Origin of the sequence: Novosphingopyxis baekryungensis DSM 16222 (assembly GCF_000420305.1) — a bacterium.
Classification (GTDB): Bacteria; Pseudomonadota; Alphaproteobacteria; order Sphingomonadales; family Sphingomonadaceae; genus Novosphingopyxis; species Novosphingopyxis baekryungensis.
Window position 1 is genome coordinate 47,320 of record NZ_ATUR01000003.1, and the last position, 12,689, is coordinate 60,008.

The window sequence follows — 12,689 nt, forward strand, 5'->3', positions numbered from 1 at the left end:
GTTTTTCATTCCTTTGCAATTGACGCGAGGGGTACGGATATGGCTTCACTGCGGCAATGACCGGCGCAAGCCCCACATCACAATCGGAAATGGAATCGCTCCTCAGCTGGTGGCAGCTGGCTGGGGTGGAGGATTTCTGCGCCGATCAGCCGGTGAACTGGCTGGAGGCTCCCCCGGCCCCGCCGCGCAGGGCCGCCACGAACCGGCGCGCTGCTCCCGACGTCCCAGATCAGAACCCATCCCAAGCAACGCCGCCTAAAACCGTTGCTGCGCGTCCGGCAGCGTCGGCACCCGCGCCCTCGCTTGCACCGCCCCCGGCCACGCTGGAAGCCCTGCACGAACGCCTGCGCCGCGTGGATGATCTGCCGGGCACCGCTTATGGCAGCATGCGCGCTTTGCCGCATGGCGCCGCCGAAGCGCCCCTCATGATCATTTCCGACTGCCCCGATGACGACGATCTGGCGGCCGCCACCATATTGAGCGGCGCCACCGGCGCTCTGCTGCGCAACATGCTGTCGGCGATCGGCATCGATCTGGCCAGTTGTTACCGCGCCAGTTTGTCGGTGAGCCGCCCGGCCAGTGGCCGATTGCCGCCGCAGGACTTCGCGCCGCTGGCCGATGCAATGCGCCACCATATCGCGCTGGCGCAGCCGCAGAACCTCCTCCTGCTCGGGACCGGGCCGAGCGAGGCCCTGCTGGGCCAGACCATTCAGCATGCGCGCGATGGTTTACACGAATTTAACCAAAAGAGCGGAAAGATGGCGTTGATCGCAACCTATCATCCGCGCACCCTTCTCAAGCGCCCGCAATGCAAGCGGCCAGCCTGGGAAGATTTGCAAAAGCTCCTGAAAGTAGGCCGCTGGTGACCAAGACCTTTTTCTCCATCCTCATTGCATCCACCTGTATCGCCGCGCCGGCGCTGGCGCAGGACGGCAGCGCGCCGCTGGCCGTGCCGTTCACCCAGAATTCGCCCGAACAGCCGGCGGCGGCCATAGCGGCGGTGCAGGTGCCGCAGATCAGAAGCGACGCGGATTTCGCGCTGGTCTTTACCGCCATCGAGCAGAAGCGCTGGGGGGACGCGCAGGCCATGCTCGCCAACGCACCGGACAGCCCGCTCAACGCCATGGCCCGCGCGGAGCTTTATCTGGCGCCGGACAGCCCGCGCGTGGAACTGGGGCCGCTGCTGTCTTTGATCAACGATGCGCCCTATCTGCCGCAAGCCGAGCAGCTCGGCCGCCTTGCGCAGAAGCGCGGCGCGCAGTTCCTGCCGCAAACCCCCCAGGTCCGCCGCCTGTCCTATCTCGGCTCCAGCCCGCGCCGGGCCGATCCCAATGAGATCAGCGATGCCGCCGCCAGCGCGGTGCGCAGCGCGATCGTGGATCGGATCAAGAATGACGATCCGCTGGGGGCCGAAACGGCCTTGCTCAGCGGGATCGACACGCTGTCCCCCTCCGCCCTCACCGAAATGCAGCAGCGCGTCGCCTGGGGCTATTATATCGAGAATGATGACGGCAACGCCCGCCGGGTGGCCGAAATCGGCAGCACCGGGACGGGTGAATGGGCCCCCCAGGCCGATTGGGTGCGCGGTCTGGCCAGCTGGCGTCTGGGCGAATATGCCGATGCGGCGCAGGCATTCGATCGGGTCGGCCGCCTGGCCGCCAATGAGGAAACGCGCGCCGCCGGCCTGTTCTGGAGCGCGCGGGCCAGCGTGGCCGCGCGGCGACCGGAAGAAGCGCAGCCGCGCCTGCAAACCGCCGCGCAATATGGTGAAACCTTTTACGGCATTCTGGCGCAGGAACAGTTGGGCATGGCCCGGCCCGTGCCTACGCGCCAGACCGTCGCTGCCATCAAGACGAACAGCGCCGACCCCAATGTCCGCATTGCCGCGGCCCTGGCGGGCTTTGGCGAAGTTGCACTGGCGGACGACGTGTTGCGTCATGCCGCCAAAATCGGCGGCGATGAGGAACGGGCCGATCTTCTGGCCATGGCACGCGGGCTCAGCCTGCCGTCCACCCAGCTGTATCTGGCGCATTATGGACCCAGCGGCACCAGCGCAGACCCGTTCGATCGTTATCCCGCGCCCAAATGGGCGCCGCAGGACGGCTGGCGCGTCGATCCATCGCTGGTGTTCGCGCACACGTTGCAGGAATCGCGCTTTCAGGCCAATGCGGTCAGCCCCGCCGATGCGCGCGGCCTGATGCAGGTGCGCCCCGGCACCGCTTCGGATCTGGCGCGCGCGCGCGGCGCCTATTTCTCTGCTGCGGATCTTAACCGGCCCGAAGTGAACCTGGAATATGGCCAGAGCTATCTCGAGCAGTTGCGCGACATGAGCCAGACCGAAGGGCTGCTGCCCAAGGTGATCGCCGCGTTCAACGCAGGCCCCGCCCCCGTCGGCCGGTGGAAATATGAAGTGCGCGATCAGGGCGATCCGCTGCTCTTCATCGAATCCATCCCCTATTGGGAAACGCGGGCCTATGTCGGCATCATCTTGCGCAATTACTGGGTGTATCAGCAGATGGCCGGCAGCGAAGCGAGCAGCCTGGAAGGCCTGTCGCAGAACGCCTGGCCGCGCTTTCCCGGCATGAGCGGCCCCGCCTGGGTGCGCATGGACGGCCCGCAAAAGCTGGCGCTTCGCTGATGGGAAAACCTGTCAACATCGCGCTGCTGACGGTTTCGGACACGCGGACCGCGGCGGACGACAGTAGCGGTGACATTCTGGCGCAGCGCATCACCGCCGCGGGCCATCATCTGGCAGCACGCACGATCGTGCGCGACGACGCGGACCTGCTGGTAGAACATTTTCGCGGCTGGATCGCCGATCCGGATATCGACTGTATCATATCCACCGGTGGCACCGGCCTGACCGGGCGCGATGTAACGCCCGAAGCCCTGGAGCGGGTGAAATCCAAAGATATTCCCGGCTTTGGAGAACTGTTCCGCTGGCTCAGTTTCAAGACCATCGGTACGTCCACGATCCAGTCCCGCGCCGCAGCGGTTCTGGCCGAGACGACTTATATTTTTGCGCTGCCCGGTTCCAACGGCGCGGTCAAAGATGGCTGGGATGGCATTCTGGCGGATCAGCTCAATAGCGATAACAAGCCCTGCAATTTTGTCGAGCTGATGCCGCGCCTGAGCGAGCGCTGACCGCGTAACCGCCAGTCAGAGGATCCGCGTTGCCCGGATAGGGCCAGCTTCCTGTGAGCAAGAGGCCTTGCCCTTGTTCTTCTTCTGTTCCCGGCCTATCATTGCGGCATGACGGAGTCGGTCGATCGCATGGTTGCCAAGGGTCGCGGGGCGACGCGGTCGGATGTGCCGCAACGCTTTGGTCTGGCCGCGCGCGAGATGGATGGCGACTGGCGGGACGCGCGCAGCGAGATCGACGGCGAACCCGGCCCTGTACGAACGCAGGTGACCGAAGAACATCCGCGCTCGATCCTCAGTTTCAACCAGTCCCCCGATGTGCCGTTCGATCGGTCCGTCAATGCCTATCGCGGTTGCGAGCATGGCTGCGTCTATTGTTTTGCCCGCCCCACCCATGCCTATCACGATCTGTCGCCCGGACTGGATTTCGAAACGAAGCTGTTCGCCAAACCGGGCGCGGCCGACTTGCTGCGGGCCACTTTGGCCAAGCCTGGCTATGCGGTGCGCCCCATCGCCATCGGAACCAACACCGATCCCTATCAGCCGATCGAGCGGCACTATCGCATCAGCCGCAGCGTGCTGGAGCTTATGGCCGAGACGCGGCACCCCATCTGCGTCACCACCAAATCGGACCGGGCGCTGGACGATCTCGATCTGCTTGCCGATCTGGCCCGGGACGGTCTGGCTGCAGTGGCAATATCGGTCACCACACTGGATTCCGCCCTCGCCCGCATTCTGGAGCCGCGCGCCGCGCATCCGGCACGGCGGTTGAAGGCGGTGGCTGCGCTGGTGGGGGCCGGCGTGCCGACCTATGTGAATATCGCGCCGGTCATTCCCGCCATCACCGATCATGAAATTGAGGCGATCGCAGCCGAAGCTGCGGCGGCCGGTGCCAAGGGCATTTCGGCGATCCCGTTACGCCTGCCCCACGAGCTGGCACCGCTGTTTCGCGACTGGCTGGAGGTTCATTATCCGGACCGGGCGGGCAAAGTGATGCGGATCGTGCAGGAATTGCGCGGCGGCAGGGACAATGACCCGGCCTTTTTCCATCGCATGCGCGGGCGCGGACCGTGGGCGGATCTGTTGCGCACCCGCGTAGACATTGCGCGGCGTCGCCATGGTTTCGTGAAAGGGAAGTTCGATCTGCGCTGCGATCTCTTCAAGCGGCCGGATCTGGGCGGGCAGATGCGTCTGCTCTAGGGCGGCGTCAAAGCTTTCGCGACGAGACCGGCAGGCTCAGGCGAAACCGCCTTCTTCGCCGCTCTTGCCTGGCACCAGACGGATCAGCCGGCTTGTCTCTACAGCCGCCTGCCGGTGGACCACCGCTTTGCGATAGTCCGCATCGGTCACCATGGCCAGAAAGGCGGCGGCATCGGGATAGCGTGCCACGAAGACCGCGTCCCAGCGCTCCTGCGCCGGGCCGATCAGCATGGTCTGAAATCCGCCGCGATAGGCCACCGTGCCGCCGACCCGCGCAAACACCGGTCCGCTTTCCTTGCCATAATTCTTATAGGCCTGTGCCCCGGTCAGCGCATCGCCGGACAGTGGATGATCGGCGGGATAGGCGGCGGCATCGCGAAACCGCACCAGGTTCAGCATCTCGATCGGCACGTCGCGGGGCAGCGCCTTGAACGCCTCGAACTGCGCGCGGTCGGGATCGACAAAGGCTTCAGTCATCGGCGGTCGCCAGACTGTAATCGGCATATTCGTCCCGCAGCGCGCGCTTCAGGATCTTGCCTGTCGCCGTGTGGGGCAGTTCATCGACAAATTTGATCTCGTCCGGCAGCCACCATTTCGCCACCCGCCCCTGCAGATGGTCCAATATGTCCTCGGCACCGATCGTCGCGCCCGGCTTGCGCACCACCAGCAGCAAGGGCCGCTCGTCCCATTTGGGATGATGCACACCCACCGCCGCCGCTTCGGCCACGCCGTCACAGCCCACGGCCTCATTTTCCAGCTCTATCGAGCTGATCCATTCGCCGCCCGATTTGATGACATCCTTGGCCCGGTCGGTGATCTGCATCGTGCCGTCGGGAAAGAGCACGGAGACATCGCCGGTATCGAACCAGTTCTCCTCATCGATCGCCAGTTCTTCGCTGCCGAAATAGCGCTGGAGGATCCATGGCCCGCGAATTTGCAGACGGCCGCTGGTCTTGCCATCACGGGGCAGCGATTGTCCGTCTTCCCCCACGATGCGCAGTTCCACCCCATAAGGGGGGCGGCCTTGCTTGGCGATGATATCGACCTGCTGCTCGAAGCTCAGTTCGGCCCAGTTGTGCGGGCGCGCGCCGGTGGTGCCGATGGGCGAGGTTTCGGTCATGCCCCAGGCGTGCGCCACGGTGATGCCGGCCTTTTTCAGCCGCTCGATCATGGCACGCGGCGCGGCCGATCCGCCGATCACGACCCGCTGCAACGCGCCATAATCCCCGCCATTGGCGTCCATATCGGCAAACATGGCGAGCCAGACGGTCGGCACGCCGGCGCTGAACGTCACCTTCTCCTCACGGAACAGCTTCCACAAGACCCCGCCATCATTGGAGCAGGAACAGACCAGCTTCGCACCGACTGCCGCAGCCGCAAAGGGTATGCCCCAGGCATTGGCGTGAAACATCGGCACGATCGGCAGCATGACCGACCGGGACGAGAGGTCCATCACGGCAGGCTGCAACGCGGTGATGGCGTGCAGGACATTGGAGCGGTGCTCATAGAGCACGCCCTTGGGATTGCCCGTCGTGCCGGAGGTATAGCACAGGCCAACGGGATCACGCTCGTCCGCATCCACCCACCGATAATCGCCATCCTCGGCGTCGATCAGATCGCGATAGCAGGCATAGCCGTCGCTGGCGGGCGCATTATCGAAAAGCACAAAATGCTCGACCGTTTCGAGCCGGTCCTTGATCGCCTCGACAATCGGCTGGAACATCTTGTCGAACAGCAGAACGCGGTCACCGGCATGGTTCAGTACATAGACCAGCTGATCGGCGTGCAGACGCGGATTGATGGTGTGCAGGATGCCGCCCATGCCGGCCGTGCCGTACCAGCTGGAAATATGGTGCGCATGGTTCATGCCGATGGTGGCCACACGGTCGCCGCGCTGCACGCCCAGCCGCCCGAGCATCTGCGCGAATTTGCGCGCTTCCAGCGCCACTATGCCCCAATTGCTGCGCAGCTCCTGGCCATTGGCCCAGCGCGTGACGATTTCCCGCTCCCCATGCTCGCGTTCGGCATGATCGATCAGGCTGGTCACGAGCAGCGGGAAATCCTGCATATTGCCGAGCATGTCACTCTCCTAAAACGGGGCGGCCGATTGCCGGCCTGCCTTCAGGAGACCAGACGCAAGGGCGGCGAGCCGGCTGGCTTCAATTCCGCAACATGGCTGATCCCGTCCAGCGACTTGAGCCGGTCCCGCAGGGATTCGTCAACCCGGAATGTCCTTCCCAGCGAGATTCGCGCGCGCCCTCCTGCTGCCGGTACGTCCAGAACCAGTTCGCTGCGGCCACCATGCAGCGGCCCGAGCAGGGCAGCAATTTCCGGCATGGCCTGCGCGCCTTCCACGGTCAGCTCCAGGCACAGGCGCGGATCGCGGACCGGCGCACTGGCGGCGTTGATTGGCTGCGCGCTGCGCACCGTCATCCGGGCGCTGTCGCTGCCCTCGCGCAGATCGAGCTCGATATCCAGGATCAGACAGGCCGATTGTTCGGCTGCATCGCTGAGCACCTTGCCGGCCGCATCCTCGAAGCAACTGGCGCCGAACTGACCGCTCGGATCGGAAAACTCCGCCATGTAGAACGCCCCACGGCGCCCGTCCCTGCGGCGCACATTCTCCACCAGCGCGGCCATCCTGATCTGCTTTTTCTGCCCCGGTCGCAAGGGCGGAAGGCCCGCCAGATCGGATTGCTTCATGATATGCATCGCGGCCAATTGATCGGCATATTGCGCGATCGGATGGTCGGAGAAGTAGAAGCCGAAGGCGTCCTTCTCCTGCATGATGGTCTCGCCCGCAGTCCATGCTGCCACGCCCGGCAAACGCAAGGCGGGCGCATCGCTCTCATCGCCGCCGAAGAGCCCGCCCTGCCCGCTGTCGCGCATGGCCTTGGCCGATTGCGCGGCGGCCAGGATGGTTTCCGCCCCGGCCTGAACGGCAGCGCGGTGCTTTTCCACTGGGTCGAAGGCTCCGGCGGCGGCCAGCGTCTCGATGCTGCGCTTGTTGAGCAGGCTCGGGTCGATCCGCTGCGTCATGTCATCCAACGATCGGAACGGTCCGGCAGCCCTGCGTTCGGCCACCACCGTTTCCATGGCCTTTTCACCGACATTCTTCAGCCCGGCCAGAGCATAGCGCACGGCGCGGCCATCGGCCTGCTCCTCGACCGAGAACATCGCCTCGCTATGGTTCAACGATGGCGGCAGGCAGGCCACACCGAGGCGCCGCATGTCGTCCACGAAAATCCCGAGCTTATCGGTCTGATGCATGTCGAAGCACATCGAGGCGGCGAAGAATTCTTCCGGATAATGCGCCTTCAGCCAGGCCGTCTGATAGGCGAGCAGCGCATAGGCGGCGGCATGGCTCTTGTTGAAACCATAGCCGGCGAACTTGTCGATCAAATCGAACAGCTGATTGGCCTTGTCCGGCCTGATATCATTGGCCGCGCAGCCATCGACGAAGCGATCGCGCTGCTTGTCCATCTCGGCCTGGATCTTCTTGCCCATGGCGCGGCGCAGCAAATCGGCCTCGCCCAGACTATAGCCGGCCAGGATCTGCGCGGCCTGCATTACCTGTTCCTGATAGACAATGATGCCATAGGTTTCCTTGAGGATCGGCTCCAGCAGGGCGTGGGGATATTCGATGCTCTCCTCGCCATTCTTGCGGCGGCCGAACATCGGGATATTGTCCATCGGGCCGGGCCGATAGAGCGACACCAGCGCGATGATATCCTCAAAACCCGTGGGCCGGACGGCAGCCAGCGTGCGGCGCATGCCTTCCGATTCCAGCTGGAACACACCCACCGTCTCGCCGCGTTTCAGCAGATCGAACACGCCGGGGTCGTCCAGCGGCAGGCCCGCCAGATCGACGGTTTCGCCGCGTGCCTCGATGAAGCGCACGGCTTTCTGCAGCACGGACAGGGTCTTGAGCCCCAGAAAGTCGAACTTTACCAGCCCGGCCACTTCGACGAACTTCATGTCGAACTGGGTCACCGGAATGTCCGAGCGCGGATCGCGATAGAGCGGCACCAGCTGGGCCAGCGGCCGATCCCCGATCACGACGCCCGCAGCATGGGTCGAGCTGTGCCGGGGCAGGCCTTCCAGCTTGCCCGCCAGCTCGAACAGTTCGGCCACATTGCTGTCCCGTTCGATCTCATGGCGCAGCTCGGCCACCCCCTTGCGCGCGCGATCGAGATCCCACGGATCGGTGGGATGATTGGGCACCAGCTTGCAGAGGCGATCCACCTGACCATAGCTCATCTGCAGCACGCGGCCCGTATCGCGCAGCACGGCGCGCGCCTTAAGCTTTCCGAAGGTGATGATCTGCGCGACATGATCGGCGCCATATTTCTGCTGCACATAGCGGATCACTTCACCGCGCCGCGTTTCACAGAAATCGATGTCAAAGTCCGGCATCGACACGCGTTCCGGGTTCAGGAACCGCTCGAACAGCAGGCCCAGGCGGATGGGGTCCAGATCGGTAATAGTGAGCGCCCAGGCGACCACCGAGCCTGCGCCCGATCCGCGCCCCGGCCCCACGGGGATATCGTTGTTCTTGGCCCATTTGATAAAATCGGCAACGATCAGGAAATATCCAGGAAAACCCATATTGACGATGACGTCGATCTCGAAATCGAGCCGGTCGAAATAGGATTGCCGATCCTCCTGGGACAGATCGCTATAGGAAGACAGCCGATGTTCGAGCCCGGCCCGTGCGTCTGCGGCCAGCTGCGCCGCCTCCCCCTCCAGATCGCCGGCCACGCTGGGCAGGATCGGGGGCCGCTTGGGCGCACCGATGGCACAGCGCTTGGCCACCACGAGGGTGTTGCTCAGCGCTTCGGGCAGATCGGAGAACAGCTCCTGCATCTGGATCGCCGGTTTCATCCAGCTTTCCCGCGGACTTTTGCGGCGGTTGTCATCCAGCACATATTGCCCGCCTGCAATGCACAGCATGGCATCATGCGCGCGGTGAAAGCTCGGTTCGGAAAACAGCACGGGATTGGTCGCCACCAGCGGCACGTCCTGCGCATAGGCAAAATCGAGCAGGCCTTCTTCCGCCGCTTCCTCGATCGGGTCGGCACGGCGGCTTAGCTCGATATAGAGCCGGCCTGGAAACAGCGACTTCAGCCGTTCGCCATAGGCCACGGCCTTGTCCGGCTGGCGCTCCTCATAATGGCGCGCCATGGCGCCCTCCGCGCCCGCGGTCAGCGCGATCAGACCATCGGTGCGCCCTTCCAGCGCCTCGAACATCACATGCGGGGCGTGTTCCAGCGGCCGGCCGAGATGCGCTTCGGACACGAGCGCGCACAGATTGTCATAGCCCGCGCCGTCTTGCGCATAGAGTGCCAGCCAGTCGATCTGCGGTTGGTCCGGATCGCCGCCGGGCCGCGCCACGGCCAGCAGCGTGCCGATGATCGGCTGCACGCCGACGTCGCGGCATCCCTTTTCGAACGCCATGGCGCCATAGAGGCCATTGCGATCGGTCACCGCAACGGCGGGAAAACCGAGGCCGCGTGCCCGCCCGCCGACGGCTTTTGCGTCCGTGGCCCCTTCCAACATGGTGTAGGCCGAAAAGACGCGCAGCGGAACGAAAGGGGCGTAGGACATATTTGAGACAGATAGCCCAGCTAAGCCGATTCGACGAGGGGCGGCGGCGCTTTAATTCTAAACGGAAAGTCGAAGATCATGTGGCAGGCGACCAAGGACTGGTTTTTATCGCTGGGCGAAAATTACGGCGTCGATCCGCTGATCTTCGGCATCATCTATGTGGGGGCGATCCCGTTTTTCCTGTTGTCGATCGCCTGGCTGGTGCGCAACAAGCGCGCAGGCAAGCCCATCGTCCTGCCGGTGCTGAGCGCGGGCGTATTTTTCGTTTCCGCTTATGTCTATCTGGCCATTGTGGGCCGCAATATCCCGGTGTGGGTGTGGTTCTTCCTGGCCGCGATGATCGTCTATGGTGTGTGGTCGACCGTGCGCGACATTCGCAAGAAAGTCGCCATGGGACCGGAGGCCTGACCGATCAGGCGATGCGGCCTTCGTGCAGGCGCACGAGCCGGTCCATCTTTTGGGCCAGCCGCTCATTATGCGTGGCGACCAGCGCGGCAGAGCCTTCCTCGCGCACCAGCGACAGGAATTCGGCCAGGACCACATCGGCGGTCTTCTCGTCCAGATTGCCGGTCGGCTCGTCCGCCAGAATCAGCTTGGGCCGATTGGCCAGCCCCCGCGCCACGGCCACGCGCTGCTGCTCACCGCCTGAAAGTTTGGACGGGCGATGATCGAGCCGGTTGGCCAAACCGAGTGTCGATAGCAGCCGTTCGGAACGCGCGATCGCTTCGGGCTTGGTCGCCCCGGCGATGAGCTGCGGCAACACCACATTCTCGCGCGCATCGAAATCGGGCAGCAGATGATGGAACTGGTAGACGAACCCGATCTTCTCGCGCCGCAGGGTCGTGCGGTCATCGCTGTTCAGTTCTGACGCTTCCACGCCATCGATCCGGATCGAGCCGGAGAAGCCGCCCTCCAGCAGACCGACCGCCTGAAGCAGGGTGGACTTGCCCGAACCGGATGGTCCGAGCAGGGCCACGATCTCGCCCTCGGCAACATTCAGATTCACGCCCTGCAGCACGTCGATGGTGACATCGCCCTGCGTAAAACTGCGCCGGACATCGGTGAGGCGGACGACATCATTCATAACGCAACACCTCGACAGGATCGGTACTCGCCGCCTTGAACGCGGGATAGAGCGTGGCAAGGACGCTCAGCACGAACGCCAGCACCACGATGGCGGTCACCTCGACCGGATCGGTCTTGGACGGAAGCTCCGTCAAGAAGCGGACCGAGGGGTCCCAGATGTTCTGACCGGTCACCAGCTGGATCACATTGACCACGCTCTGGCGGAAAAACAGGAAGACAAATCCCAGGATCATGCCGGCTATAATGCCGAGCGATCCGATGGTGATGCCCACGGTCATGAAGATCTTGAGCAGCGACTTTCGCGTTGCGCCCATGGTGCGCAGGATGGCGATATCGCGCGTCTTGCCGCGCACCATCATGATCAGCGAGCTCAAAATGTTGAACACGGCCACCAGCACGATCATCGACAGCACTACGAACATCGCGACACGCTCGACCGCCAGCGCCTCGAACAATGAACTGTTCAAGGTCTTCCAGTCGGTAATCACGGCGCGGCCCGCCACCTTGGGCTGCAGCGGCGCCAGGATTTCGCCCACCCGGTCGGCATCCAGGGTCTTGAGCTCGATCATGCCCACCTGATCGCCCAGCAGCATGAGCGTCTGCGCGTCCTCGATCGGCATGATGATGAAGCTTTCGTCATAATCATAGACGCCAACCTCGAAGATGGCGACGACCTGATAGCTGATCTCGCGCGGTACCGTGCCGAACGGCGTCGCGCGCCCGGCCGGGTTGATGATCGTGATACGCGATCCGACGGTGGCACCGAGATTTTGCGCGAGCCGCGAGCCGATGGCCACCCGCTCGCTGCCCGGCTCCAGCGCGCGCAGATCGCCTGCGACCGTTTTGCCATCCAGCGTAGGATTGCGCAGAATATCGTCGCGCAGCATGCCGCGAACCAGCACCGCCTCCACGCGCCCGTTGAAACTGGTGAGCAAGGGCTGTTCGATCAGCGGAGAGGCTTCGGTCACGCCGGGCGTTGCGCGCACCTCTTTCAGTACGTCGCGCCAGTCCGGCAGTCGCCCGCCATAGCCTTGCACCACCGCATGGCCGTTCAGCCCCACCGTCTTGTCGAACAGTTCGGCACGAAAGCCATTCATCACGCTCATCACGATGATCAGCGATGCCACGCCCAGCATGACGGCGATCAGGCTGATGCTGGCGACAAGGAACAGAAAGCCTTCGCCACGGCCTGGCAGCAGGTAGCGCTTGGCGACCATCCATTCGGAACGGGACAGGATCATGCGGGGATAGCAACCTTCGATAGGATGGGCCGCCGCCTTACGGTTCCGGTGCAGAACTGGCAAGCGGACGAAATCAATGTGCGGCAGACATTGTTGCAGGAAAGCAACGTTGTGTCCTCAATCGCCGCTCCATAAGCGCGAAACGATTGAACCGCGGCTTAACTTGAGTCATTCCTTTTCTCGCGCTTCTGCAACGGTCCAAAGGGCCGAGGTTCAGGGAGAAGGGCACGCGCAGGCGACGGCTGGGGCAACCAGGGGGAACCGCCGCCACAGCGCGACCAAAACAGGACGAACCATCGTCACGTGGAGACCCGGGTTAACGCCCGGGTCTTTGCGTTTGGGGCCCTGCACTTCCTGGAAATGGCGGCTGTCCAGCCACTTGGCCAGCCACCTGCCCAGCCAGCAAAATTTGCA

The 12,689-nt window shown here is 63.8% G+C and carries 10 protein-coding genes; 5 read left to right on the forward strand and 5 right to left on the reverse strand.

Annotation, left to right across the window (positions count from 1 at the left end):
* Positions 1-56: 56 nt before the first annotated feature.
* The 4 genes from G410_RS17295 (at position 57) to G410_RS0104035 (ending at position 4,341) form a co-directional block, all read left to right on the forward strand.
* Positions 57-866 carry a uracil-DNA glycosylase family protein gene (locus G410_RS17295; protein ID WP_084488950.1) on the forward strand — a complete coding sequence of 270 codons (810 nt, stop codon included), beginning with the start codon at positions 57-59 and terminating at the stop codon, positions 864-866.
* Positions 863-2,638: a lytic transglycosylase domain-containing protein gene (locus G410_RS0104025; RefSeq protein WP_022672371.1), complete on the forward strand. Its 1,776-nt coding sequence runs from the start codon at positions 863-865 to the stop codon at positions 2,636-2,638. The genes G410_RS17295 and G410_RS0104025 overlap by 4 nt, the downstream gene beginning before the upstream one ends.
* Entirely contained in the window at positions 2,638-3,144 is a 507-nt protein-coding gene (gene moaB, locus G410_RS0104030) for a molybdenum cofactor biosynthesis protein B (RefSeq protein ID WP_022672372.1), read from the forward strand. Before G410_RS0104025 ends, moaB begins: the two co-directional genes overlap by 1 nt.
* 108 nt (positions 3,145-3,252) lie before the next feature.
* Positions 3,253-4,341 carry a PA0069 family radical SAM protein gene (locus G410_RS0104035; protein ID WP_022672373.1) on the forward strand — a complete coding sequence of 363 codons (1,089 nt, stop codon included), beginning with the start codon at positions 3,253-3,255 and terminating at the stop codon, positions 4,339-4,341.
* Between the two features lie 36 nt (positions 4,342-4,377).
* On the opposite strand, the gene G410_RS0104040 is transcribed toward G410_RS0104035, so the two are convergent.
* Genes G410_RS0104040 through dnaE form a run of 3 tightly spaced genes read right to left on the reverse strand, consistent with a single transcriptional unit; the run spans position 4,378 to position 9,948 of the window.
* Complete coding sequence (locus G410_RS0104040) at positions 4,378-4,818, reverse strand: DUF1330 domain-containing protein (RefSeq protein WP_022672374.1); 441 nt, start codon at positions 4,816-4,818, stop codon at positions 4,378-4,380.
* Entirely contained in the window at positions 4,811-6,421 is a 1,611-nt protein-coding gene (locus tag G410_RS0104045) for a long-chain fatty acid--CoA ligase (protein WP_022672375.1), read from the reverse strand. Before G410_RS0104045 ends, G410_RS0104040 begins: the two co-directional genes overlap by 8 nt.
* A 41-nt stretch (positions 6,422-6,462) precedes the next feature.
* Positions 6,463-9,948: a DNA polymerase III subunit alpha gene (dnaE, locus tag G410_RS0104050; protein WP_022672376.1), complete on the reverse strand. Its 3,486-nt coding sequence runs from the start codon at positions 9,946-9,948 to the stop codon at positions 6,463-6,465.
* A 78-nt stretch (positions 9,949-10,026) separates the two neighbouring features.
* Here dnaE and G410_RS0104055 point away from each other — a divergent pair, with 78 nt between their 5' ends.
* Positions 10,027-10,356 (forward strand): hypothetical protein, encoded by a 330-nt coding sequence (locus G410_RS0104055; protein ID WP_022672377.1) that lies wholly within the window; start codon positions 10,027-10,029, stop codon positions 10,354-10,356.
* Positions 10,357-10,360: 4 nt separating this feature from the next.
* Here G410_RS0104055 and G410_RS0104060 read toward each other — a convergent pair whose 3' ends face one another.
* Both G410_RS0104060 and G410_RS0104065 read right to left on the reverse strand, forming a co-directional pair.
* On the reverse strand, positions 10,361-11,032 hold the full coding sequence (locus G410_RS0104060) for an ABC transporter ATP-binding protein (RefSeq protein WP_022672378.1): 672 nt from the start codon (positions 11,030-11,032) through the stop codon (positions 10,361-10,363).
* Positions 11,025-12,275, reverse strand: a complete 1,251-nt coding sequence (locus G410_RS0104065; protein ID WP_022672379.1) for a lipoprotein-releasing ABC transporter permease subunit — start codon at positions 12,273-12,275, stop codon at positions 11,025-11,027. The genes G410_RS0104060 and G410_RS0104065 overlap by 8 nt, the downstream gene beginning before the upstream one ends.
* Positions 12,276-12,689 lie beyond the last annotated feature (414 nt).

What these genes read in the sequence shown, in the direction of transcription:
- G410_RS17295 (WP_084488950.1), top strand. Translation starts at nt 57, where the DNA reads ATGACCGGCGCAAGCCCCACATCACAATCGGAAATGGAATCGCTCCTC.
- moaB (WP_022672372.1), top strand. Translation starts at nt 2,638, where the DNA reads ATGGGAAAACCTGTCAACATCGCGCTGCTGACGGTTTCGGACACGCGG.
- G410_RS0104035 (WP_022672373.1), top strand. Translation starts at nt 3,253, where the DNA reads ATGACGGAGTCGGTCGATCGCATGGTTGCCAAGGGTCGCGGGGCGACG.
- G410_RS0104040 (WP_022672374.1), bottom strand. Translation starts at nt 4,818, where the DNA reads ATGACTGAAGCCTTTGTCGATCCCGACCGCGCGCAGTTCGAGGCGTTC.
- G410_RS0104045 (WP_022672375.1), bottom strand. Translation starts at nt 6,421, where the DNA reads ATGCTCGGCAATATGCAGGATTTCCCGCTGCTCGTGACCAGCCTGATC.
- dnaE (WP_022672376.1), bottom strand. Translation starts at nt 9,948, where the DNA reads ATGTCCTACGCCCCTTTCGTTCCGCTGCGCGTCTTTTCGGCCTACACC.
- G410_RS0104055 (WP_022672377.1), top strand. Translation starts at nt 10,027, where the DNA reads ATGTGGCAGGCGACCAAGGACTGGTTTTTATCGCTGGGCGAAAATTAC.
- G410_RS0104060 (WP_022672378.1), bottom strand. Translation starts at nt 11,032, where the DNA reads ATGAATGATGTCGTCCGCCTCACCGATGTCCGGCGCAGTTTTACGCAG.
- G410_RS0104065 (WP_022672379.1), bottom strand. Translation starts at nt 12,275, where the DNA reads ATGATCCTGTCCCGTTCCGAATGGATGGTCGCCAAGCGCTACCTGCTG.